We start from the raw sequence: 23790 nt of genomic DNA, 5'->3' as shown, positions 1-23790 counted from the left end.
CTTATGCGGCAGGTTGCAGGCCGAACATCGCCAGTTGCTGGGTGCTGCCCTTGTGCTGGATCAGCCGTGGATCATCCAGAGGCAGGTTGCGGCCCAGTTCTGTTTCGAGAATAGCCTGCAACTTGAGGTTATCGACCTGGCCGTCCGGGCCGATGGCTTGCTTGAGCTTGGCCGGATCGACCTGCGCCGTGTGGCCTGGTTCGAAATAGATCGCGCCGGTGGTGAAGTCCACAGCAAACGCGATCAGGCCGGGGATGATGTAGAACAGCAGGCCCACGGCATCGAGCACGGCAATCGCCGGGTCGATCTTGCCGTCGATCTGGCCGCGGCGGTCGGGATAGAAAATCGAACCGCACGCGGTGATCTGAGTGAGCAGGGTGGCAACCAGTACACCGCCGATCAGGCGAAAAGGTAAGCGCATGGGAATCTCCTGAGTCATCTATTAACGAAGCGTCATCGTGTGAAGTTAAGACCCTGACGAACGCTCAGCAGTTCGCCGTTATACTCGGCCCGGCAGGGCATGCCCACAGTAAATTGCGGCCCCGTCTCACCCCTATCGAAATACGTTGAGGATTGAAGTTGTTTTCTCCAGATCCATATCGCGTGATGGCTACCGAATCCTTCCGGGGTTCGGCCCTCCGGGCTAAAGCTGTGAGCGCGCCATGCTGCGTTGCGGGACTTGGTAAGGAAACGACCCTTACCTGCGTCCCGCGCCTTGCCTGGCACGCTCACAGCTTTAACGCGACTCGCAATTTACTGTGGGCACGCCCTGGGGAGCCAGTATGAATTCGTTGCCGATCGATGACGTTTTACCCGCCCTGCGTGAAGCCCTCGCGACACGCCACGAAGCCGTGCTCGAAGCACCGCCCGGCGCCGGTAAAACCACCCGCGTGCCGTTGGCCTTGCTCAATGAGGCGTGGCTGAACGGGCAGACCATTCTCATGCTCGAACCCCGCCGCCTCGCTGCACGGGCAGCGGCGGAACGGCTGGCCAGCGAGCTGGGCGAGAAGGTCGGTGAAACCGTCGGTTATCGCATCCGTCTCGACAGCAAGGTCGGCCCCAATACGCGCATCGAAGTGGTCACCGAAGGCATTCTCACCCGGCGTTTGCAGGACGACCCGGCGCTGGACGGCGTGGGCCTGCTGATCTTCGACGAATTCCACGAACGCAGTCTCGACGCCGATCTGGCGCTGGCGCTCAGTCTGAACGGTCGCGAACTGTTTCGAGCTGAACAACCGCTGAAGATTCTGCTGATGTCCGCCACCCTTGAAGGCGAACGTCTGGCCGGCTTGCTCGACGACGCGCCGATCCTGCGCAGCGAGGGCCGGATGTTCCCGGTGACGATGCGTTGGGGCCGCCCGTTCCAGCCCGGCGAATACATCGATCAACGCGTCACGCAAACGGTGCTCGAAGCGCTGCACGATGAAACCGGCAGCCTGCTGGTGTTCCTGCCGGGGCAGGCGGAAATCCGGCGTGTTCATCAGCAACTGGCGGATGCCATCGGTGAGCGCAGTGACGTGTTGCTCTGCCCGTTGCACGGCGAACTCGACCTGAACGCCCAGCGTGCCGCCATCGACCCGGCCCCGGCTGGCCAGCGCAAAGTGGTGCTGGCCACCAACATCGCCGAGACCAGCCTGACCATCAACGGCGTGCGTGTGGTGATCGATGCCGGGCTGGCGCGGGTGCCGCGTTTCGATCCGGGCAGCGGCATGACTCGCCTCGACACCCAACGCATCTCCAGGGCCAGCGCCACTCAGCGCGCGGGCCGGGCCGGGCGTCTGGAACCGGGCGTGTGTTATCGCCTGTGGTCGCAGGATCAGCATGAGCAACTGGCGGCTTATGGCAGTGCGGAAATCCTTTCGGCGGATCTCGCCGGTCTCGCTTTGCAACTCGGGCGTTGGGGCGTCGCGCCGAGTGATCTGATCTGGCTGGACGTGCCGCCCGCAGCCGCTTATGCACAGGCTCAGGATCTGTTGCAGCGCCTCGGTGCGCTGGACGGTGAAAGCCTCAACCGCCACGGTCAGGCCATGGCTGAATTGCCGGCCCACCCGCGCATCGCGCATTTATTGCTACGCGGTCAGGCGTTGGGGCTGGCGACCATGGCGTGCGACGTCGCTGCGTTGCTCGGCGAGCGCGATATCTTGCGCGGCGCCGGGGCGGATCTGCACAGTCGTCTGGTGCTGCTGTCCGGCGAAGAGCGTGCGGCGCGCGGTGCTCAGGGCGGCGTGCAGCGCGCCCGGCAACTGGCGCGGCAATATCGTGGTTACCTTCGCGGTAAGGCGAGCGAGCCGGTCGCCGACCCGGATCACCCGCGCTGGCTCGGCGCGCTGCTGGCGCTGGCTTACCCGGATCGCGTCGCCCAGCAGCGGCGTGCCGGTGGTGCCGAATATCGACTGGCCAACGGCCGTGCGGCGTTGTTCGCCGAAGCCGACAGCCTGATGAAGGAACCGTGGATCGTGATCGCCGACCTCGGCAGCCGTCAGGGGCAACGCGAGGAACGGATTTATCTGGCGGCGGATTTTGATCCGGCGCTGTTCGATTCGGTGCTGGCCGAACAGGTACACAACGTCGATCAACTGGACTGGGACGAACGCGAAGGCGTGCTGCGCGCCGAGCGTCAACGCAAGGTCGGCGAACTGATCCTCAGCCGCGAACCGCTGACCGGGCTCGACGAAAACGCCCGCAGTCAGGCACTGGTCAATCTGGTGCGGCGCAAGGGTCTGGAACTGCTGCCGTGGACCCCGGAGCTGCGCCAATGGCAGGCGCGAGTCGCGTTGCTGCGTCAGCTCGATCTGGACACTAAAGGCGACAGCCAATGGCCGGACGTCAGCGACGCGAAGCTGCTGAAAACCCTCGAAGACTGGCTGATGCCTTATCTGGGCAAGGTCTCGCGCCTCAGCCATTTCGCCAACCTCGACCTTTCGAGCATCGTGCGTAATCTGCTGCCGTGGCCACTGCCGCAGCAACTTGACGAACAGGCACCGCATCACCTGAGCGTGCCGTCGGGCTCGTCGATTCGACTCGACTACAGCGAGCAGCCACCGATTCTCGCCGTGCGTTTGCAGGAGTTGTTCGGCCTGGCCGACACACCGCGCATTGCCGGCGGACGGCAAGTGGTCAAGTTGCATCTTCTATCGCCAGCACGGCGGCCGGTGCAGGTGACGCAGGATCTGGCCAACTTCTGGCGCAGCACCTATGCGGAAGTGAAGAAGGATCTGAAGGGGCGGTATCCGAAGCATTACTGGCCGGATGACCCACTGGTGGCCGAAGCCACTGCACGAGCCAAACCGCGCGGTACGTGAGGTTCAGCGACTGGCCTTGGCGGTCAGTTGCTCCCGGCAATAATCGGCAAACAACTGCGCCGGTTTGGTCAGTTGTCCGCGCTTGAGCCACGCGGCCACCAGACCTGAGCCGGTGACATCTTCGACGATGTCGACGCACACGACTTTCTTGCCGTCGTAGGTGCATTCCGAATGCGGGCGGGTCACCAGGATCGAGAAGCCGAAACCCTGGCCGACCATGCCGCGCACCATTTCGATCGACGGCGAGCTGAACTCGATGCGCGGCGAAAGCCCGAGCTCTTCGAACAGGCTGACGAAGTAGGTGCGGCTCGGTTGTACGTCGAGCAGGATCATCGGCTCCAGGCACAAGTCCCGAAGCGAAACCTGCTTGAGCTGGGCGAAGCGGTGATCTGCCGGCAGCAAGGCGTAAGGCCGCTGGGCCGGCATCAAGGGTTCGGTTTCGATGGTGGCGTCGAGGTCGTGCTTGTACAGGATCGCGAGGTCGAAGGTGCCCGAGGTCAGGCCTTGCACCAGTTCCTGTTGTTCGCCGTCGCGGATGCGGATCTTCACCCCCGGATACAGCGCCGAGAAGCCTGCAATGAGTTGCGGCAGGTACAGCGGCGCGACCGTTTCGAAACAGCCGATATCGATCTGCCCGGCCACCACGTCGTTGTCGGCGAGGGCGTTCTGTTCGAACTCCTTGGCCATGCGCAGCAGTTCCTGGGCCTTGCGGAAGAACCGCGCGCCGCTCGGCGTCAGGGACACGCCCTGAGCGTGATGGCGGATCAACAGTTGCACGCCGAAGCTGTCTTCCAGCCCCTTGATCGCCGTGGAAATCGCCGGTTGCGCGATGTACAGCTTGCGCGAGGCTTCGGCGACGCTGCCGCATTCGACGGTGGTGATGAAGTATTTCAACTGACGCAGGTTGTAAGCGGCCACGGTGAACCTCAAAGCGAACGGATTTCACATCCAAGCAATTTGTAAGCCGCCGGCCTCCGTTCTGTCGGCGGTTTTTTTGTCCCTGAACAATAGCCCCATACGCGCGCGAGGGGGCCATCGGCTGGTTACCTTTTTTATTGTCTGCGAAGACATTTTTACTGGTTTTAGCGCGCACGGGCCTGAGCGACTATCACTGCGCACTGTTCTCAAAAGAATAAAAGTCCAAGGAGCAACCACCGTGTTCGAGCTTGCAGACTGGCAGCGCAAGGCCGCTGAATTGAGCTATCCGTACCAGGCCGTGATCGACAGCAAACTGCGTGCGGCGCAGTCGGGGCAGACCTTTGCCGCGATCAACCCGGCCACCGGCCAGCTTTTGGCAAACGTCGCCGCGTGCGGTGAAGAAGATGTCGACGCGGCGGTGCAGAATGCGCGGCAGGTGTTCGAAGCCGGCACCTGGGCCGGGCGTTCACCGACCGAGCGCAAGCAAGTGCTGCTGCGTCTGGCGGATCTGATTCTGGCCAATCGCGAAGAGCTGGCGCTGCTCGATTCGTTGAACATGGGCAAACCGGTGATGGACGCTTACAACATCGACGTGCCGGGCGCCGCCGGGGTGTTTCGCTGGTACGCCGAAAGCCTCGACAAACTCTACGATCAAGTCGCGCCGAGCGCTTCGAATGTGCTGGCGACCATCACCCGCGAAGCGCTGGGCGTGGTCGCCGCCGTGGTGCCGTGGAACTTCCCGCTGGACATGGCCGCGTGGAAACTCGCCCCGGCGCTGGCGGCGGGCAACTCGGTGATCCTCAAACCCGCCGAGCAATCTCCTTTTTCCGCATTGCGTCTGGCCGAACTGGCGCTTGAAGCCGGGCTGCCGGCCGGTGTGTTGAACGTGCTGCCGGGGCTCGGCGAACAAACCGGTAAAGCCCTGGGCCTGCACCCGGATGTCGATTGCCTGGTGTTCACCGGCTCGACGCAGGTCGGCAAATATTTCATGCAGTACTCCGCGCAGTCGAACCTCAAGCAGGTGTGGCTGGAGTGCGGCGGCAAGAGCGCCAATCTGGTGTTCGCCGACTGCAAGGATCTGGATCTGGCGGCGCAGAAAGCCGCGTTCGGGATCTTCTTCAATCAGGGCGAAGTCTGCTCGGCCAACTCGCGATTGCTGGTGGAGCGCTCGATTCATGATGAGTTCGTCGAGCGACTGAAGGCTCAGGCCGAGCGCTGGCAGCCGGGCGATCCGCTGGACCCGGCAAGCGCCGCCGGGGCGATTGTCGAGACTCGTCAGACCGAAAGTATTCTGCGCTTCATCCACCAGGCCGAACGCGAAGGCGCGACCCTCGTCTGCGGCGGGCGACAACTGAGTTTCAACGGTTCGGACAACTACGTTCAGCCGACGATTTTCACCGACGTGCAGCCGCACATGAGCCTGTTTCGCGAAGAAGTGTTCGGCCCGGTGCTGGCGGTGATGCCGTTCGATGACGAGGCCCACGCCTTGCAACTGGCCAACGACAGCGTCTACGGTCTGGCGGCGTCGCTGTGGACCGATGATCTGCATCGCGCGCACCGGGTGGCGCGGCAATTGCGAGCCGGTACGGTGTCGGTCAACAGCGTCGATGCGCTGGACGTGACCGTGCCGTTCGGCGGCGGCAAGCAATCCGGTTTCGGCCGCGATCTGTCGCTGCACTCGTTCGACAAATACACCCAGTTGAAAACCACCTGGTTTCAACTGCGCTCATGACAGCCGCTCACAACAAAAAAGGAGATCCGGCGATGACCACCTCACGTGAAACCCGCGACTACCAGGCCGCCGATGCAGCGCACCACATTCATGCGTTCGTCGACCAGAAGGCCCTCAACGACGAAGGCCCACGGGTGATGGTGCGCGGCGACCGCCTGCACCTGTGGGACAACGACGGTCGGCGTTACCTCGACGGCATGTCCGGGCTGTGGTGCACCAACCTCGGCTACGGGCGCAAGGACCTGAACGCGGCGGCGAGCCGGCAACTGGAGCAGTTGCCGTACTACAACATGTTTTTCCACACCACCCACCCGCAGGTGATCGAGCTCTCCGAGCTGCTGTTCAGCCTGCTGCCGGGGCACTACAGCCACGCGATCTACACCAACTCCGGCTCCGAGGCCAACGAGGTGCTGATCCGAACCGTGCGCCGTTACTGGCAGGTGCTGGGCAAGCCCGAGAAGAAAATCATGATCGGCCGCTGGAACGGCTACCACGGTTCGACCCTGGCGGCGACGGCCCTCGGCGGCATGAAGTTCATGCACGAAATGGGCGGGATGATTCCCGACATCGCGCACATCGACGAGCCGTACTTCTTCGCCCACGAAGGCAATCTGACCCCGGCGGAATTCGGCCTGCGGGCGGCACAGCAACTGGAAGCGAAGATCCTCGAACTGGGCGCGGACAAGGTTGCCGGGTTCATTGCCGAACCGTTCCAGGGCGCGGGCGGGATGATCTTTCCGCCGGAAAGCTACTGGCCGGAAATCCAGCGCATCTGCCGCAAATACGATGTGCTGTTGTGTGCCGATGAAGTGATCGGCGGCTTCGGTCGCACCGGCGAATGGTTTGCCCACGAATACTTCGGTTTCGAGCCGGACACTCTGTCCATCGCCAAGGGTTTGACCTCCGGTTACATCCCGATGGGCGGGCTGATCCTGTCGAAGAAAATGGCTGACGTGCTGGTGGAGCAGGGCGGCGTATTCGCCCACGGCCTGACCTATTCCGGGCACCCGGTGGCGGCGGCGGTGGCGATTGCCAACCTCAAGGCATTGCGCGATGAAGGCGTGGTGAAGCGGGTCAAGGATGACATCGGCCCTTACCTGCAACAGTGCCTGCGCGAGGTGTTCGGCAATCACCCGTTGGTGGGCGATATCCAGGGCACGGGCATGGTCGCGGCGTTGCAACTGGCCGAAGACAAGGCGACACGCAAGCGCTTCGCCAACGAGAACGACATCGCCTGGCGCTGCCGCACGATCGGTTTTGAAGAGGGGGTGATCATTCGCTCGACCCTGGGGCGAATGATCATGGCGCCGGCGTTGATTGCCAGCCGTGAAGAGATAGATGAGCTGGTGGGCAAGACGTTGAAAGCGCTGGATCGTACGGCGCAGGAATACGGTCGGCTCTGATTTGAAACCTGCATGAACCGTTAACAATCGCAGCCTTCGGCTGCGATTTTTTTTGGCTTTGCACCCACCTCGGGCACCCCCGCCCGACGCGCCCTTTCGCGGTGCGCACTACCCAGTTTTTTCATCGTTCGCGTCTAACTATTTCCTCGTTTTCCTGACGCCAAGCCTGGGTCAACATCGATTTCGCCAGCCAAGGCATTGCCCGCCAGAGTCCAGCAGAGACCGCAGCGTGCAATGGCGACATCACGGCTGGCCGTACTGCCCATGACAACTAAATCAACAGCGTTGGGAGTGCTCCATGAACAAGTCCTTGTTTACCCGTCTTGCATGTCCTCTGGCGATTTCCGCCCTTTCAGTCACCGGCGCCCAGGCCGGCACCTTGTCGATCGGCCACACCACGTGGGTCGGTTACGGCACCCTGTATCTGGCCCAGGATCTGGGCTACTTCAAGGAAAATGGCCTGACCGTCGAATTGCCGGTGGTCGAAGAAGCGTCGATGTACATGGCCGCCCAGGCGTCCGGGCAATTGTCCGGCTCGGCCTCGACCATCGACGAAGTGCTCAAGTACCGCCCGCAGTTCTGCTTCAAGGCCGTGGCCGCGCTGGATGACAGCCATGGCGGCGATGGCGTGCTGGTCGGCAAGAACGTCAAGAGCCTGCAGGAACTCAAGGGCCAGGCCGTGGCCGTCAACGAAGGGTCGACCTCGCAGTTCTGGCTGTCGTACCTGCTGAAAAAGAACGGCATGAGCATGAGTGACATCACCGTGCAGAACATGACCGCCGACGATGCCGCCACGGCGTTCATCGCCGGTCGTGTGCCGGCCGCCGTGACTTGGGAACCGCATCTGTCGATGGTGCGCGACAAGCAGCAGGGCAAGGTGCTGATCGACAGCAGCAGTACGCCGGGTGTGATCGTCGATGTGGTGGCGCTCAACTGCACGGTGATCGAGAAGCAGCCGGAAGACGTCAAGGCGCTGGTCGCCGGTCTCTACAAAGCGGTGCAGTACACCAAGGACCATCCACAGAAAGCCTACGAAATCATGGCCAAGGGCGTCGGCGGTTACCTGTCCGATCCGAAGGAACTGGCCGCCGCCGCGCAAGGCGTGCGTTTCTACGATCAGGCCATGAGCGAAAAGCTGCTGGGCAAACCCGGCGCGCCGGGTGACAGCGCACCGCTGATCAAACTGGCCAACGAAACCGCCAGCGAATTGCAGGGCAAGCCCTACAACGTCAGCAACGACGACCTGGTGGATAACCGTTTCGTCAGCCCGCTCTAGGAGATTGGTCATGTTCAAGCGCAATTCATGGCTGAGCCGCTGCATCACGCCGAAGACCGGATTGCCGGTGCCGGTGGTGTGGAGCGCCAGCGGTCTGGCCTGGGTGTTGCTGGTCGGCTTGTGGGCCGGGTTGTCCTACGGCGGCATCGTGCCGGGGATGTTCCTGCCGACGCCCGGTGCGGTGGTTGAAGCGGCGGTGCGCCTGAGCCGCGACGGCACCCTTGGCCAGCATGTCTGGGCCAGTGTCGAAGTGGTGATGGTCGGTTTTATCGTGTCGTCGCTGGTGGCGGTGCCGCTGGGTTTGCTGATGGGCAGCTTCCGCATCGTCCAGGCGTTCCTCGAACCGCTGGTCAACTTCATCCGCTACCTGCCGGTGACCTCGTTCGTGCCGCTGTTCATCCTGTGGATCGGTATCGGTCTGGAGCAGCGGGTGTCGGTGATCATTTTCGGCGTGTTCTTCCAGCAACTGGTGATGGTCGCGGACGTGTCCAAAGGCATTTCCAAGGATTTGATCAACGCCTCTTACACCCTCGGTTCCAACCGGCGTGACGCGGTGCTGCATGTGATCGCCCCGGCGTCGTTGCCGGGTGTGCTCGACACCTTGCGGGTGACCATGGGCTGGGCCTGGACGTATCTGGTGGTCGCCGAACTGGTCGCCGCTTCGAGTGGCCTCGGTTACTTGAGCCTCAAGGCCATGCGCGGCTTTCAGGTCGACGTGATTTTTCTCGCCATCGCGATCATCGGCCTGCTCGGCCTGGTCACCGATCAACTGTTCCGCTTCTTGCGTTTGAGGATTGCCGCATGGGCTCAGTAACCGCTGCCAACCGTCGTTTCATCGAGCCGGTCGCCGCACCGGCACTCGCCGCGCCAAGGTTGCAGGTGGACAAGGTCAGCCTGCGCTACACCAAACCCGGCGGCGGAACATTCACTGCGCTTGAAGAAGTGTCGTTCGAAGTGCCGGATCAGCAATTCGCGGTGCTGGTCGGGCCGTCGGGCTGCGGCAAGTCGAGCCTGCTGTACCTCACCGCCGGCCTGGCCGAGCCGACGTCCGGCGAGATCTACGTCGGCGGCCAGCAAGTGCAGGGCCCCGGCGCGGATCGCGGGATGGTGTTCCAGAGCTACACGCTGTTCCCGTGGCTGACGGTGCGGCAGAACGTCGAGTTCGGCCTCAAGCGCCGGGGCATGCCGGCGGCGCGGCGCAAGGAAATTGTCGATCACTATGTGCATGAAGTCGGGCTGTCCGGGTTCGCCGACAACTACGCCAAGCAGTTGTCCGGCGGGATGATGCAGCGGGTGGCGATTGCCCGGGCGCTGGCCAACGATCCGCAGATCCTGCTGATGGACGAACCCTTCGGCGCCCTCGACAGCCAGACCCGCCTGCAAATGCAGCAGCTGTTGTTACGGGTGTGGGGCAACAGCAAGAAAACCGTGCTGTTCGTCACCCACGATATCGACGAGGCGATCCTGCTCGGCGATCGGGTGTATGTGATGGGCGCGCGGCCCGGGCGGATCAAGCAGATTCTCGATGTGCCGATCGAACGCCCGCGCACGCTGGACATGGTCATGGAGCGCTCGTTCATCGACATGAAACGGCAGATCTTCGGGCTGTTGCACGACGATCTCGAAGAGGCTCACTGAGATCAGTTGGGTGGCAGGAGGAACTTCGCAATCACCGGCAGATGATCGGAAATGCGCAAGGTATCGTCCTGACGCACCGTGGCCTCGACCCGTTTGATCTTCGGGCTGTAGAACAGGTAATCGACCGTGCGATCCGGGCCGTTGAGGCCGGGGTCGTTGGGGTAATGGGTCAGCCACTTGGCGCGGTCGATGCCGCTGGCTTCGTTGTTGGTCGGGATCATCGGGTACTTGTCCCACAGCAGATGCAGCGCACTGTCCACGGAGTAGGGCGTGCGCTGTTCGGTGGGCAGGCGCCGGTACTGGCCGAGCGGCAAGAGGTTGAAGTCACCCCCGATCAGCCACGGCGTGCCGTGGCTTTCGTGTTTGTCGAGAACCTTGGCCACCGCCGCCACTTGCGCCTGCAAGGTTTCGTCCGGCTGCATGGCGCGATCCAGATGCGTGTTGAACACCACCAATTGCCCGCCATCGCTGAACGGCAGGGTGGTGGCGAGCAGGGCGTTTTTCGGCTGGAACTGGCGGCTGATGATATTCAGCGGCTGCACCGGCAATTGCAGGCGTTCGGCGTGTTCGATGCGCAAGCGACTGAGGGTCGCGAGTTGCCGGCCGACACTGCCGAAGACATGCGGATCCGGGACGAAATCGGCCTTCCAGTCGAAGGCATGGGCACTGCACGGGTAGAGGTCGGCGAGGCGTTCCTGCAACAGCTTGAGCTGGTTCTGATAGTCGCTGGCCTTGGCGCCGTCATCCAGTTCCTGCAACAGCACCACATCGGGCTGCTCGTCGCGGATCACCCGCGCCACTTCATCGAGGCTGAACGCCATGTCTTCCGGGGTGGGTGCTTCGTCGTCGCCTTGTGCCAGGTCATTCCAGAACACGTAACGCTTGCCGGCCAGGTATTGCACGTTCCAGGTCATGACCTTCAGCGCCTGGCCGGGCACCAGCGTCGGCGGCTGCCCGGTGCAACTGACCGGCAGGGTCTCCCGGGCGTCGGGGCGCCAGGTCAGGCTGAAAATCATCACGCCGATCAGGGCGACGGCCAGCAGCACGGAGAGCAGGATGTAGCGCAGTAGACGGGTCATGGCTCGGCTTATAGCGATACGGAAGTGGTCCCGAGCATACCCGAGACCCGTCGCTCAGCCCAAGCGCAGAGCGGTCAGACTATTCCGTCACGTTTGTCGGGCAATTCGCTGATCAACATGAACAGGCGGAACAGCACCACGCTGGTGAACAGTTGCAGGAAGCTGTGGCCACTGTCGATCAGCACGGCGATCAACGGATTCTGCGGATCGGGATAGACCTGCAAGGTCAGGCCCTTGAGCAGCCACAACGGCCCCATCACACAGAGGATGCACGCCAGAATCCGCAGGAAATGCCCACGGCTCAGGCGCAGGCTTTCCTTCATCGCCTGCAACGGGCCGTAGCCGCGCAGCACCAGCAGGTATTCACCGAAGGCCAGGGTGACCATCAGCCACAGGCCTGGCAGGAAATACAGGGACAGGCCCAGCAGGATCAACATCGTGTTGAGCGCAGTGAGCACGGCGAAACGCGGCCACAGGCGCGCCGACATCGCCAGCAGATCGAGGGTTTGCGGGGATTCGCCACGGGTGCGGGCGTCGAGAAACAGGATCAGCGCGGCGGTGTACAGCGGATAGACCAGCAGGCCGACGATCACGCTGATGGCCGAATAACCGTCCGGGTCGCTGGCACGATCGACCACTTGTTGCAGCGCGGCTTCGAAGATCACCAGCGGCAGGCACAGCTGGACGATCCGCACCAGATTGCGTTTAAAGAAATACAGCGAGTCACGCAGCACATCGAAGGCATTCATCAGTCGGTATCGCAGGTCAAAAACAGTGGCTCACTTTAACCGATGATGTGCTGCCGGGCGCAAACGTAAACGTTCGGTAAAGACCATTGAAACATTCTGTCACTGCCTCCATTACAGAGGTGCGCCTCCTCCACTGTGGAGGAGGGCAACGTTATCCCCGGCAATCTACGAGGTCGCCATGAACAGCGAAGAGCAAACCCTGATCGATGGACTGTTTTCCCGGCTGCAGCAGGCCGAAACGGAGGCAGCCCCGCGCGACGCACTGGCTGAAGCGCGGATCAAGGAACACCTGATGCGCCAGCCGGCCGCAGGCTATTTCATGACCCAGGCGATTCTGGTGCAGGAGGCTGCTCTCAAGAGCCTCGACGAACAGAACAAACAACTGACTCAACAGGTTCAGCAACTGCAGGCCGAACTGCAATCGGCCAAGGCGCAAAGTGCTGCCCCGGCGCCGAGCGGCGGTGGTTTCCTGTCGAGCATCTTCGGTGGCAGCAGTCCGCGCCCGGCGCCGACCCAGAGCGCCCCGGCTTCTACTGGCGGCTGGCGTGAGCCGGCACCGCAGCAGAACTTCGGTGCACCCGCGCCACAACAGAACTTTGGCGCGCCACCACCGGGTTATGGCCAACAGCAAGCGGCCCCGGCGGCGGGCAGCAGCTTCCTCGGCGGCGCCCTGAAAACCGCGGCCGGTGTGGCCGGTGGCGTGATGCTGGCCCAAGGCATCAGCAGCCTGTTCCATCACAACCAGCAGCCGGAAGAAATCGTCGAAGTGATCAAGGAAGAGCCTGCGCAAGTGGCCGATCAGGGTAATAACGGTTGGGGCGATGACCAGCGCATGGCCAACAACGATTCCTTCGGCAACAACCAGGGTGGCTTCACCGACACCGACTACAGCGATGACAACTCATCGTTCTTCGATGACGACGATTCCTTCGTCTGATTCACCATTCGTCCGGGGCGCCTGAGCGCCCCGGGCCGATTATTCGCGGAACCTTCCTTCGGGCTGGCATACTGAGCGCCTTTTTCGGGCCTGGTGCCTGATCCGGCTCATGCGCGTCAGCGCTCACAGGAACTCCGGTGAAAAAAATCGCAGTGTTCGCCGATGTGCAGAACCTCTACTACACCGTGCGTCAGGCCTATGGTTGCCACTTCAACTACGCGGCACTGTGGGCGGACATCAGCAAGGACGGGCAGATCGTCGAGGCCTACGCCTATGCGATCGACCGGGGCGACAGCAAACAGCAGCAGTTCCAGCAGATCCTGCGCAACCTCGGTTTCACCGTGAAACTCAAACCCTACATCCAGCGCAGCGACGGCTCGGCCAAGGGCGACTGGGACGTGGGCATCACCCTCGACATCATGGACGCCGCCGACCACGTCGACGAAATCGTCCTGGCCTCCGGTGATGGCGACTTCGACATGCTGCTCGAACGCATCATCAACAAACACGGCGTGCAAGCGGTGGCCTATGGCGTTCCCGGCCTGACCGCCAACTCGCTGATCCGCGCCGCCAGCCGTTATGTGCCGATTGAAGGCGCGCTGCTGTTGAAAAATTGAGCGCAAGCTCAAGACTTGATTTGGACGGAGTACAACCCGGTTTGGAACGCATTGCAGTCATCGACTTTGAAACCACCGGCATCTCGCCGAGCAGCAGCTGCCGGGCCACGGAAATCGCCGTGGTCATGCTGGAAAACGGCCGCATCGTCGAGCGTTACCAGAGCCTGATGAACGCCGGCGTACGCGTCCCAGCCTTCATCGAACAACTCACCGGCATCAGCAACGCCATGCTGCGCACCGCGCCTTCGGCCGAGCAAGTGATGAACGAAGTCAACGAATTCGTCGGCTGCACGCCCCTGCTGGCGCACAACGCCGCGTTCGACCAGAAGTTCTGGGACTTTGAACTGGGCCGGATCAAACGCACCCGCCTGCAGAACTTTGCCTGTTCGCTGCTGCTGGCCCGTCGCCTGATGCCGGCGGCGCCGAACCACAAGCTCGGCACGCTCACGACCTTCGCCCAACTGCCACATACCGGTCAGGCCCACCGGGCGATGGCGGATGCGGAGATGGCGGCGAACCTGCTGGCGCATCTGGCGGATGAGTTGCGGTGCAAGCATGGGGTGCGGGAGTTGTCCCATGACCTGCTTTGCAAGTTGCAGAAAGTACCGGCGGCGAAGGTTCGGGAGCATCTTCAGCGATTTCGCTGATTATTTGCCGTTGCCTTCGATATGCCCCAACGGCACCCGCTTCTCTATCGCACTCGACAACACGATCGACGTCTTGCTGAACCCGAATTTCGCCACCCGGTTGATCAGCTCTTCCAGCTCGGTCATCGAGCCCACGGCGGCCTGCATGATCACGCACGGGTCGCCGGTGACGCGGTGGCATTCGGTGAGTTGCGGAATTCTGATCAGTTCGTCGTACACCTTCGGGTTGCCGTGCTGGTTCAGGCGCAGTTCGATGACGCACTGGATCGGCAGGCCGAGCTTGGCCATGTCGACCTTGGCCGAGTAGCCGGTGATGACGCCGCTGGCCTCCAGTTTGGCCACGCGCTCGGCGACGGCGGGGGCGGAGAGGTTCACTTTGCGCGCGAGATCGGCGTAGGACGCGCGACCGTTTTCGAGCAGGGCGCTGAGCAGCATGCGGTCGTATTTGTCCAAGGTCGGACTCCTGAAAATGCCAGACTTTCGAAATCGCGGTTTTGGCCGTCGATCTCCGTGTTTTCAAAAGTGTACCGGCGCTATAAACAGGTTTTGTAACTTATTTTTAGCGGTTGGCCTTTCTAGAATAACCAGTCTCCCTGCCTTGATGTCGAGTCGTCTCATGTCTGCCGTGCGCCGTTTTTCCTTGCCGCTGATCGCCGCGTTTTTTGCGTTGTACGTGATTTGGGGATCGACCTATCTGGTGATCCGCATCGGCGTCGAATACTGGCCGCCGCTGATGCTAGGCGGCGTGCGCTTCGTGATCGCCGGCAGCCTGATGTACGCGTTCCTGCGCTGGCGCGGGGCACCGGCGCCGACCTGGGCGCAGTGGAAAGCGGCGGGGATCATCGGGATTCTGTTGCTCAGTTTCGGCAATGGTGCGGTGACCCTGGCCGAACACAGCGGTGTGGCGTCGGGTGTTGCCGCACTGGCAGTGGCGACGGTGCCGCTGTTTACCTTGCTCTGCGGTTATTTCTGGGGCGCTCGCAACACGCGTCTGGAATGGGCCGGGGTGGCGATGGGGATTATCGGCATCGCGATGCTCAACATGGGCTCCAACCTGCAATCGAGCCCGCTGGGCGCGGCGTTGCTGATTTTCGCGGCGGCGAGCTGGGCGTTTGGTTCGGTGTGGAGCAAGCACCTGCCGTTGCCCCAGGGCGCAATGGCCAGTGCCGTGGAAATGCTGGTGGGCGGCGTGGTGCTGTTGATCGGCAGCGCGGCGAGCGGTGAACACCTGCAGGCCATGCCGCCACTGGAAGGCTGGCTGGCGCTGGCGTACCTGATCTTCTTCGGCTCGATCATCGCTTTCAACGCCTACATGTATCTGTTGAAAAACGTTCGCCCGGCGGCGGCCACCAGTTATGCCTATGTGAACCCGGCGGTGGCGGTGTTGCTGGGGATCGTGTTTGTCGGCGAGACCATCGGGATCGAAGAGGCGTTGGCGATGCTGGTGATCATCGGCGCGGTGGTGCTGATCGGTCTGCCGCAGTGGCGCCGCCCACGGCAGCTGCCGGTGGTCACCGAGCCGGCTGCCGCAACGAAGGCCATAGCGACGGAGCAGCGTGCGAATTAGGGTAAACTGCGCGCCATCGCACACTTTGCTCTGATTTTTCCTACGGTACTCCCATGACTTTCGCCACCCTTGGCCTGATCGAACCCTTGCTGCGCTCCCTCGAGAAGCTCGGCTACCAGACCCCGACGCCGGTGCAGGCGCAAGCCATTCCGGCCGTGCTGGCCGGTCGCGACCTGATGGCCGCAGCCCAGACCGGCACCGGCAAGACCGCCGGTTTCGCCTTGCCGCTGTTGCAGCTGCTGAGCATGGAAGGGCCGAAAGTCGCTGCCAACTCGGTCCGTGCATTGATCCTGGTACCGACCCGCGAGCTGGCCGAGCAAGTCCACGAAGCCGTGCGCCAGTACGCCGAAAACCTGCCGTTGCGCACTTACGCGGTGTACGGCGGCGTCAGCATCAACCCGCAGATGATGAAGCTGCGCGGCGGCGTCGATCTGCTGGTGGCAACCCCGGGCCGTTTGCTCGACCTGTTCCGCCAGAAGGCGCTGAAATTCAATCAGCTGCAAACCCTGGTGCTGGACGAAGCCGACCGCATGCTCGACCTGGGCTTTTCCGAGGAGCTGGCGAACATTTACCGCGCGCTGCCGAAGAAACGTCAGACGCTGCTGTTCTCCGCGACCTTCTCCGATGACATCCGCCTGCTGGCCGGGCAGATGCTCAACGATCCGCTGAGCATCGAAGTCAGCCCGCGCAACGTGGCCGCCAACACCGTCAAGCAGTGGGTGGTGACGGTGGACAAGAAGCGCAAGCCGGAACTGTTCGTGCACCTGATGCGCAAGAACAAGTGGAAGCAGGTGCTGGTGTTCGCCAAGACCCGTAATGGTGTGGACGCGCTGGTCGAGAAGCTCCAGGGCCTGGGCGTGAATGCCGACGGCATCCACGGCGACAAGCCGCAAGCGACCCGGCAGCGGGCGCTGGACCGTTTCAAAATGAGCGAAGTGCAGATTCTGGTGGCCACCGACGTCGCCGCCCGTGGTCTGGATATCGAAGACCTGCCGTTGGTGGTCAACTTTGATCTGCCGATCGTTGCCGAGGATTACATCCACCGCATCGGCCGGACTGGCCGCGCAGGTGCGACCGGTGAGGCGATTTCGTTGGTGTGTGCCGATGAAGTGAACATGTTGTCGGCCATTGAAATGCTGACCCGCAGCACGTTGAAGCGCGAGATCGAACCGGACTTCGTGCCGGAGCACCGTGTGCCGGACACCGATGCCAGTGGCCAGGTGATCAAGAAGCCGAAGAAACCGAAAAAGCCGAAGGCTTCCGGTGGTGGCGGTGGCAAGCGCAATCTGGGCAAGTGGGTGGACAGCGGGGATACCCCGGCGCCGGAGGTGGCGATCAAGCCTGTGCGCAAGGTGCCGGTGTTCAATACCGGGCCGCGCAAGCGTAAGCCTTAAGCATTAGATTGGGTCGTTCCCGTGCAATGCGGGAACGATCAGTTGCGCTGTTTCAACCAGTCCAGCATTCCAGCTCCGGCCGCCCGGCCACTGGCAAAACACGCCGTCAGCAAATACCCGCCAGTCGGCGCTTCCCAATCCAGCATCTCCCCCGCACAGAACACCCCCGGCAACGCCTTGAGCATCAGCCGCTCATCCATCGCCTCGAACGTCACGCCACCGGCACTGCTGATCGCTTCGTCCAGCGGACGGGTTTTCACCAAGGTCAGCGGCAAGGCCTTGATCGCCCGGGCCAGCAGCGCCGGATCGGCAAAGGTTGCGGCGTCAGTGAGTTCACGCAGCAACGCCGCTTTCACCCCATCAATCCCGACCTGACTGTGCAGATGCTTGGCCATCGAGCGCGAACCCCTTGGTTTGCTCAATGCCGCCTGCAATTTATCCACAGGTCGGCCGGGCAGCAGGTCGATGTGAATAGTCGCTGCACCGTGCACATTGATCGCCTCACGAATCGGCGCTGAGAGCGCGTAAATCAAACTGCCCTCGATTCCGGTCGCAGTGATCACGCATTCACCCAGACGCGGAACATCGTCGTTCAAACCGATGGCGATATTTTTCAGCGGCGCGCCGGCGAATTTGCTGACCAGCACTTCGCTCCAGGCCTGCACCTCGAAGCCGCAATTGCTCGGCTGCAACGGCGCCAGTCCTACACCGCGTTGCTCCAGCGGCAGCATCCACGCACCGTCGGAGCCCAGCCGCGACCAACTGCCACCGCCGAGGGCGAGCAGGGTGGCGTCGGGGTTGAGGGTTTTCTCGCCCTCCGGGCTGTCGATGCGCAACGCACCCTTTTCATCCCAGCCGAGCCAGCGGTGGCGGGTGTGGATAACCACGCCGCTGTCGCGCAGGCGCTTGAGCCAGGCACGGAGCAACGGCGCGGCTTTCATGTCGGTGGGGAACACCCGGCCCGAGCTGCCGATGAAGGTTTCAATGCCCAGTTCGTGAATCCAGCGGCACAGTGCATCGGCGTCGAACGCGCGCAGCAACGGGGCGATGTTCGGGGCGCGTTCGGCGTAGCGCGAGAGGAACGCCGGGTAGGCTTCGGAATGGGTGATGTTCATGCCGCCGACCCCGGCCAGCAGGAACTTGCGGCCCACCGAGGGCATGCCGTCGTACAAATCGACGCGGACTCCGGCCTGGCTCAGCACTTCGGCGGCCATCAGGCCGGCGGGGCCACCGCCGATGATGGCGACGTGAGCGGAAGGGGCGGCGGAAGTCTGAGTCATGGCAGCGGCAATAGCGTGGCGGAATAAGCCGCGCATTCTAGCAGCAGCGGCCATCGTCAGGCCTGATCAAAAAACAACCAGCTTGCTGCAGGCCATGTTCAGCGTGGGCTGTAGTCCGTTTCGCTCAGGTTATCCACAGGCCGTTCCACAGCCATTGTGGGTAACGCAGCACAACTCAATGACAACCCGATGACTGCCAGACGCGCTGCGCACTGTGATGAAGGATGCCGTGACGGCGGGCCAAGGCCTGGCGATCCTTGCTGTAACCGCCGCCGATCACCCCGACCACCGGGATGTCGCGGCCCAGACAGTGGCGCATCACGCTTTCGTCGCGGGCGGCGACACCTTCGTCAGTCAGTTGCAGATAACCGAGGGCGTCGTCCTTGTGTACGTCGACACCGGCGTCGTACAGCACCAGATCCGGTTGATACAGCGGCAGCAGGTAGTTGAGCGCATCGTCGACCACTTTCAGGTAATCGGTATCGCCCATGCCGTTGGGCAGCGGAATGTCCCAGTCGCTTTCGGCTTTGCGTGCGGGAAAGTTCTTTTCGCAGTGCAGGGAAACGGTGATCGCTTCCGGGGTGTTGTGCAGAATCCGTGCAGTTCCGTCGCCCTGATGCACGTCGCAATCGAAGATCAGCACCCGGTTCACCCGGCCGCTTTGCAGCAGATAGTGGCTGATGATCGCCAGGTCATTGAAGATGCAGAACCCGGCGGGGTAGTCGTAGTGGGCGTGATGAGTGCCACCGGCGAGGTGACAGGCCAGACCATGTTCCAGCGCTTTTTCCGCTGCCAGAATCGAACCGCCGACGGCCCGCACCGTGCGCCGGGCCAGTGCTTCGTTCCATGGCAGGCCGAGACGCCGCTGGTCTTCACGGGACAACTCGCCACTCATGTAGCGTTCGATATAACCGCGGTCATGGGCCAGGGCGAGGATGTCGGCAGGGCACAGTTCAGGGCGCAGCAGGTCTTCGTCGCGGGTCAGACCGCTGTCCACCAGGTGATCGCGCAGCAGGCGGAACTTGTCCATGGGAAAGCGGTGATCCGCCGGAAACTCGGGGCTGTAGTCTTCGTGGTAGATCAACGGCAATGGCATGGCGGACTATTCATAAAGGCTGTAGGAAAGAGTGCAAAGCCTACCAGCGATGTAGACTTGCGGCATGGAAACGGAGGGGCACGATGGAGCCGATACTTGAGCTGGAAAGCGCGCGACTGCTGATGCGTCAGTGGCAGGACGCGGATTTGCCGGCATTTGCGGCGATGTGCGCCGATCCGCAGGTGATGCGCTACTTTCCTGCCCCCTTGAGTCGGCTGGAAAGCGCCGCGCTGATCGGCCGTGTACGCGGTCATTTCGCCGAACACGGCTTTGGCTTGTGGGCGCTGGAACGCAAGGACACCGGCGAATTCATCGGTTTTACCGGGCTCGGCGTGGTCGGTTTCGACGCGCCGTTCACCCCGGCGGTGGAAATCGGCTGGCGCCTGGCGAAAGAACACTGGGGCCTGGGTTATGCCAGCGAGGCGGCGTGGACCGCGCTGCGCTGTGGCTTTGACCGGTTGGCCCTGAAGGAAATTGTGGCGTTCACTGCGCAGAGCAATCTGCCGTCGGAAAAGGTCATGCAGGCCATCGGCATGCATCACGACCCGGCCCATGATTTCGATCACCCGAAAGTGGCTGTCGATCACCCGTTGCGTCGACATCTGTTGTACCGCATCACCAGGGAGCAATGGCTGCAGACCCTGCATGGCTAAGCCGACACGGACGTTTACAATGGCGCGATCATGGCTCGCGCCAGAACCTGAATTGGCCGCCGCAGCCAAGACTGCGCGGCATAGCGTTGTGTGAGGAGAGTCTGAATGAGCCAAGTGTTGGAAGATCTGGTGGATCTGCTGACCCTCGAACCGATCGAGGAAAACCTGTTCCGTGGTCGCAGTCAGGATCTGGGCTTTCGCCAGTTGTTCGGCGGCCAGGTGCTCGGCCAGTCGCTGTCGGCGGCCAGTCAGACCGTTGAAGAAACGCGTCATGTGCATTCGATGCACGGTTATTTCCTGCGCCCGGGCGATGCCAAGTTGCCGGTGGTCTACTCGGTGGATCGCGTGCGTGATGGCGGCAGTTTCAGCACCCGCCGCGTGACCGCGATCCAGAAGGGCCATCCGATTTTCACTTGCAGCGCTTCGTTCCAGTACGACGAAGAAGGCTTCGAACACCAGAGCCAGATGCCGCAGGTGGTCGGCCCGGAAAACCTGCCGTCGGAGCTGGAACTGACCCAGCAACGCGCGCACCTGATCCCGGAACACATGCGTGAAAAGCTGCTGTGCCCGAAGCCGATCGAAGTGCGCCCGGTCACTGAAAAAGACCCGTACAACCCGCAGCCGGCGGATCCGATCAAGTACGTGTGGTTCCGTGCCGACGGTGCGTTGGCCGACATTCCGGCACTGCACAAATACCTGCTGGCCTACGCCTCGGACTTCGGTCTGCTGACCACCTCGATGCTGCCGCACGGCAAATCGGTCTGGCAGAAAGACATGCAGGTCGCCAGCCTCGACCACGCCTTGTGGTTCCACAACGATCTGCGCGCCGATGACTGGTTGCTCTACGCCATGGACAGCCCGTGGGCCGGCAATTCCCGCGGCTTCTCCCGTGGCAGCGTGTTCAACCGCGCCGGGCAACTGGTGGCGTCGGTGACTCAGGAAGGCCTGATCCGTCATCGCAAGGATTGGGCATGAGTCTGGCGGATGTGCGGCACTGGGTGTTCGACATGGACGGCACCCTGACCGTCGCCGTGCACGACTTCGCGGCGATTCGCGTGGCACTGGCGATCCCGCCGGAGGATGACATCCTCACCCATCTCGCGGCGTTACCCGCCGAAGAAGCGGCGGCGAAACATGCGTGGCTGCTGGAACATGAGCGGGATCTTGCGCTCGGCTCGACCCCGGCAGTCGGCGCGGTGGAGTTGGTGCGCGACCTGCACGCGCGGGGCTATCGCCTCGGCATTCTGACCCGCAATGCGCGGGAGCTGGCCCATGTGACGCTGGAGGCCATCGGCCTGGCGGACTGCTTCGCGGTAGACGATGTACTGGGCCGCGATGAAGCGCCGCCGAAACCGCACCCGGGCGGTTTGCTGAAACTGGCCAAGGCCTGGCAAGTGCCGGCGAGCGAGATGGTGATGGTCGGCGATTACCGCTTCGACCTCGACTGCGGCCGGGCGGCGGGCACCCACACGGTGCTGGTGAACCTGCCGGATAATCCGTGGCCGGAGCTGACCGACTGGCATGCGAAGGATTGTGTGGAATTGCGGCGGATGTTGTTCGCTTAAAAAAAACGGGGGCTTCGGCCCCCGTTTTTTATTGGTCGAATATCGCTTTCTGGCCTTCCGGCGATGTCAGCATGCCGTCGCCGTTGTGCCCGACACCGGGCACTTCCACCAGCCGCTGATTCACCCCTTCCGGATGCCGACGCAGCAGATAGCTGAAGAACATTTTTCCGCGCATCAGGCGATAGGCGCCTTGCGCTTCGGCGGCGCAGCTCTTGTCCAGCGCCGGGTGTTGCGGGTCGGTGTCCTGCTGGCCGAGCAGATAAATTACCTCGCGTTTGACGTAACTGCCTTCAAGCTGCGCAGGCGTTTGCCCACCGGAGTAGATCGGCGGATCCACCAGACCGTACTTCCAGCGATTGAAACCCGGGCACTGCGCGTGATCGAACGCCACCGGCCGTTGTTCATTGAAGTAGGCGTACGACGACGGGTTGGCCACCACATAACGCAAGCGAATGCCTTCGGCCTTGAGCGCCGGCTGTTCGCGGGCCAGCAGGGCATAGCGCTGAACTACCTGACCGCCGCCGGAGTGGCCGAAGATCACGATCTGCTTCACGTCCGGAAACTGCTTGCGATCACTGAGCCGGCCAATGATTTCGTCGAGGGCGGCATAGGAGCTGAGCGCGTTTGGCCCTGTGGATAACCCGCCGCCCATCCACTCATTGCCTTTCCAGCGCAGGACGCTGGCGGGCAACGAGTAGAGAGCGACATCGCTTTCGTTGAGAAACTGCGGGGCGATCACCAGGGTGTTGGCGGTTTGCCCGGCCAGTTCGGCGGCGCTCTCGCCACTTTTGCGATAGGTCTCGGCGTTGCGCAGCTTGCCATGAATGACGATCAGCACCCGCTCGATTTTCGCTGGCGCCGGGCCGATGCCCACCGCCATTTCGCCGGCCTGCAACTGCAGGCGTCCGGGGCTGATCGCGTCGACGCCGGCCGCTTGTGCGGTGCCGCCGATGAACAGTAAAGCCAACAGCCATTTATGCATTTACAGGTTTTTCGCCGCAAAGGTATCGCACTGGCCGACCTGGCCCTGGGCGAATCCGGTTTTGAACCAGCGCACCCTTTGCGCCGACGTACCGTGAGTGAACGAGTCCGGCACCACACGGCCCTGACCCTGTTGTTGCAGGCGATCATCACCGATGGCGTTCGCCGCGTTCAAGGCCTCTTCGATGTCGCCCGGTTCCAGCCAGTTCAGACGCTTCTGCGCGTTGTAGGCCCAGACCCCGGCCAGACAATCGGCTTGCAGTTCCTGACGCACCAGCAGACCGCCGTCACCTTCCATCTGCCGACCTTGCTGGCGGGCGGCCTGGATTTTCGCCGAGACGCCCAGCAGCGTCTGCACATGGTGTCCGACTTCGTGAGCGATCACGTAGGCCTGGGCAAAGTCGCCGGCCGCCTTGAAGCGTTGCGACATTTCCTGGAAGAACGCCATGTCCAGATAGACCTTCTGGTCCGCCGGGCAATAGAACGGGCCGGTGGCCGAGGTGGCCATGCCGCAGGCCGAATTGACCCGGTTGCTGAACAGCACCAGGGTCGGATCCTTATATTGGCGGCCGGCCTGCTGGAAGATCGCGCCCCAGGTGTCCTCGGTGTCGCCGAGGATCGAACGCACAAATTCAGCCTGTTCATCGTTGGCCGGCGGTGCCTGACGGGTTTGCGAAGTCGGTGCGGCTTGCTGTGTGCCTTGGCCGGTGAGCTGGCCGAGAATCTGTAGCGGGTCCTGCCCGGTGATCCAGCCGATACCGACGATCAACAGGATCGCCCCGAGGCTCAGGCCTTTGCCGCCACCGAAGCGCATGCCTCCACCGCCACCGCCCATGTCATCGCCACGGGCATCGACGACGTTGTCACTGCGTCGACCTTTTCTCCATAGCATGTGGGAATCCTCGTCTGTTCAGGTGGAAAGTGTGTGGTGATGAGTGTTGCTGGTGTGTGAGTGT

General features: G+C 62.5%; 23 protein-coding genes. 14 read left to right on the top strand and 9 right to left on the bottom strand.

The genetic code is table 11. The annotated features are described in order from the left end of the window. Position 1: 1 nt before the first annotated feature. A complete protein-coding gene (locus IF199_RS26260; protein ID WP_169432047.1) occupies positions 2-421 on the bottom strand; it encodes a polyribonucleotide nucleotidyltransferase in 420 nt (139 codons plus the stop codon). 361 nt (positions 422-782) lie between these two features. Here IF199_RS26260 and hrpB point away from each other — a divergent pair, with 361 nt between their 5' ends. Further along, positions 783-3302 carry an ATP-dependent helicase HrpB gene (gene hrpB, locus IF199_RS26255; protein WP_192559065.1) on the top strand — a complete coding sequence of 840 codons (2520 nt, stop codon included), beginning with the start codon at positions 783-785 and terminating at the stop codon, positions 3300-3302. A 3-nt stretch (positions 3303-3305) separates the two neighbouring features. On the opposite strand, the gene IF199_RS26250 is transcribed toward hrpB, so the two are convergent. Further along, entirely contained in the window at positions 3306-4220 is a 915-nt protein-coding gene (locus IF199_RS26250; RefSeq protein ID WP_007958716.1) for a LysR family transcriptional regulator, read from the bottom strand. Positions 4221-4458: 238 nt separating this feature from the next. On the opposite strand from IF199_RS26250, the gene IF199_RS26245 reads away from it, so the two are divergent. The 5 genes from IF199_RS26245 (at position 4459) to IF199_RS26225 (ending at position 10269) form a co-directional block, all read left to right on the top strand. Then, a complete protein-coding gene (locus IF199_RS26245) occupies positions 4459-5952 on the top strand; it encodes an aldehyde dehydrogenase (RefSeq protein WP_192559064.1) in 1494 nt (497 codons plus the stop codon). Positions 5953-5984: 32 nt separating this feature from the next. Continuing rightward, positions 5985-7355: an aspartate aminotransferase family protein gene (locus IF199_RS26240; RefSeq protein ID WP_192559063.1), complete on the top strand. Its 1371-nt coding sequence runs from the start codon at positions 5985-5987 to the stop codon at positions 7353-7355. 298 nt (positions 7356-7653) lie between these two features. Next, positions 7654-8631 (top strand): ABC transporter substrate-binding protein, encoded by a 978-nt coding sequence (locus IF199_RS26235; RefSeq protein WP_096820810.1) that lies wholly within the window; start codon positions 7654-7656, stop codon positions 8629-8631. A 10-nt stretch (positions 8632-8641) separates the two neighbouring features. Further along, positions 8642-9445 (top strand): ABC transporter permease, encoded by an 804-nt coding sequence (locus IF199_RS26230; protein ID WP_085732919.1) that lies wholly within the window; start codon positions 8642-8644, stop codon positions 9443-9445. Beyond that, positions 9433-10269: an ABC transporter ATP-binding protein gene (locus tag IF199_RS26225; protein WP_085612572.1), complete on the top strand. Its 837-nt coding sequence runs from the start codon at positions 9433-9435 to the stop codon at positions 10267-10269. Before IF199_RS26230 ends, IF199_RS26225 begins: the two co-directional genes overlap by 13 nt. Positions 10270-10271: 2 nt before the next feature. Here the strand turns inward: IF199_RS26225 and IF199_RS26220 are convergent, their stop codons facing one another. Then, positions 10272-11348: an endonuclease/exonuclease/phosphatase family protein gene (locus tag IF199_RS26220; RefSeq protein WP_192559062.1), complete on the bottom strand. Its 1077-nt coding sequence runs from the start codon at positions 11346-11348 to the stop codon at positions 10272-10274. A gap of 74 nt (positions 11349-11422) precedes the next feature. After that, positions 11423-12097, bottom strand: a complete 675-nt coding sequence (locus IF199_RS26215; RefSeq protein WP_096820812.1) for a YciC family protein — start codon at positions 12095-12097, stop codon at positions 11423-11425. Between the two features lie 178 nt (positions 12098-12275). On the opposite strand from IF199_RS26215, the gene IF199_RS26210 reads away from it, so the two are divergent. The 3 genes from IF199_RS26210 to IF199_RS26200 all read left to right on the top strand — a co-directional run bounded on the left by IF199_RS26210 (position 12276) and on the right by IF199_RS26200 (position 14298). Next, complete coding sequence (locus IF199_RS26210; protein ID WP_192559061.1) at positions 12276-13034, top strand: DUF2076 domain-containing protein; 759 nt, start codon at positions 12276-12278, stop codon at positions 13032-13034. A gap of 137 nt (positions 13035-13171) precedes the next feature. After that, positions 13172-13651, top strand: a complete 480-nt coding sequence (locus tag IF199_RS26205) for a LabA-like NYN domain-containing protein (RefSeq protein WP_003228475.1) — start codon at positions 13172-13174, stop codon at positions 13649-13651. Positions 13652-13692: 41 nt separating this feature from the next. Further along, positions 13693-14298, top strand: a complete 606-nt coding sequence (locus IF199_RS26200) for a 3'-5' exonuclease (protein ID WP_096820815.1) — start codon at positions 13693-13695, stop codon at positions 14296-14298. Here the strand turns inward: IF199_RS26200 and IF199_RS26195 are convergent, their stop codons facing one another. Continuing rightward, positions 14299-14751 carry an Lrp/AsnC family transcriptional regulator gene (locus tag IF199_RS26195; protein WP_039771800.1) on the bottom strand — a complete coding sequence of 151 codons (453 nt, stop codon included), beginning with the start codon at positions 14749-14751 and terminating at the stop codon, positions 14299-14301. It lies immediately after the preceding gene. Between the two features lie 163 nt (positions 14752-14914). Between IF199_RS26195 and yedA the strand changes: the two genes are divergently transcribed. Both yedA and rhlE1 read left to right on the top strand, forming a co-directional pair. Beyond that, on the top strand, positions 14915-15865 hold the full coding sequence (yedA, locus tag IF199_RS26190) for a drug/metabolite exporter YedA (protein WP_096820816.1): 951 nt from the start codon (positions 14915-14917) through the stop codon (positions 15863-15865). 53 nt (positions 15866-15918) lie between these two features. Continuing rightward, the gene (gene rhlE1 / locus IF199_RS26185) at positions 15919-17259 is read left to right on the top strand and encodes an RNA helicase RhlE1 (RefSeq protein ID WP_192559060.1); all 1341 of its coding nucleotides are present in this window, start codon (positions 15919-15921) and stop codon (positions 17257-17259) included. 38 nt (positions 17260-17297) lie between these two features. On the opposite strand, the gene IF199_RS26180 is transcribed toward rhlE1, so the two are convergent. After that, the gene (locus tag IF199_RS26180) at positions 17298-18539 is read right to left on the bottom strand and encodes a TIGR03862 family flavoprotein (protein ID WP_192559059.1); all 1242 of its coding nucleotides are present in this window, start codon (positions 18537-18539) and stop codon (positions 17298-17300) included. A 175-nt stretch (positions 18540-18714) separates the two neighbouring features. After that, complete coding sequence (locus IF199_RS26175) at positions 18715-19635, bottom strand: histone deacetylase family protein (RefSeq protein WP_102621131.1); 921 nt, start codon at positions 19633-19635, stop codon at positions 18715-18717. Positions 19636-19718: 83 nt separating this feature from the next. On the opposite strand from IF199_RS26175, the gene IF199_RS26170 reads away from it, so the two are divergent. The 3 genes from IF199_RS26170 (at position 19719) to IF199_RS26160 (ending at position 21853) form a co-directional block, all read left to right on the top strand. Next, the gene (locus IF199_RS26170; RefSeq protein ID WP_102621130.1) at positions 19719-20288 is read left to right on the top strand and encodes a GNAT family N-acetyltransferase; all 570 of its coding nucleotides are present in this window, start codon (positions 19719-19721) and stop codon (positions 20286-20288) included. A gap of 105 nt (positions 20289-20393) precedes the next feature. Further along, positions 20394-21263 carry an acyl-CoA thioesterase II gene (tesB, locus tag IF199_RS26165; RefSeq protein ID WP_085712241.1) on the top strand — a complete coding sequence of 290 codons (870 nt, stop codon included), beginning with the start codon at positions 20394-20396 and terminating at the stop codon, positions 21261-21263. After that, positions 21260-21853, top strand: coding sequence for an HAD family hydrolase (locus IF199_RS26160; RefSeq protein ID WP_096820821.1), 594 nt, complete (start codon positions 21260-21262; stop codon positions 21851-21853). The genes tesB and IF199_RS26160 overlap by 4 nt, the downstream gene beginning before the upstream one ends. 28 nt (positions 21854-21881) lie before the next feature. On the opposite strand, the gene IF199_RS26155 is transcribed toward IF199_RS26160, so the two are convergent. After that, positions 21882-22835 carry a S49 family peptidase domain-containing protein gene (locus IF199_RS26155; RefSeq protein ID WP_096820822.1) on the bottom strand — a complete coding sequence of 318 codons (954 nt, stop codon included), beginning with the start codon at positions 22833-22835 and terminating at the stop codon, positions 21882-21884. Continuing rightward, the gene (gene ypfJ / locus IF199_RS26150; RefSeq protein WP_096820823.1) at positions 22836-23726 is read right to left on the bottom strand and encodes a KPN_02809 family neutral zinc metallopeptidase; all 891 of its coding nucleotides are present in this window, start codon (positions 23724-23726) and stop codon (positions 22836-22838) included. Positions 23727-23790: the final 64 nt, after the last annotated feature.

Source organism: Pseudomonas allokribbensis (assembly GCF_014863605.1).
Lineage (GTDB): Bacteria > Pseudomonadota > Gammaproteobacteria > Pseudomonadales > Pseudomonadaceae > Aquipseudomonas > Aquipseudomonas allokribbensis.
This window is presented reverse-complemented; position numbering and strand designations above follow the sequence as displayed.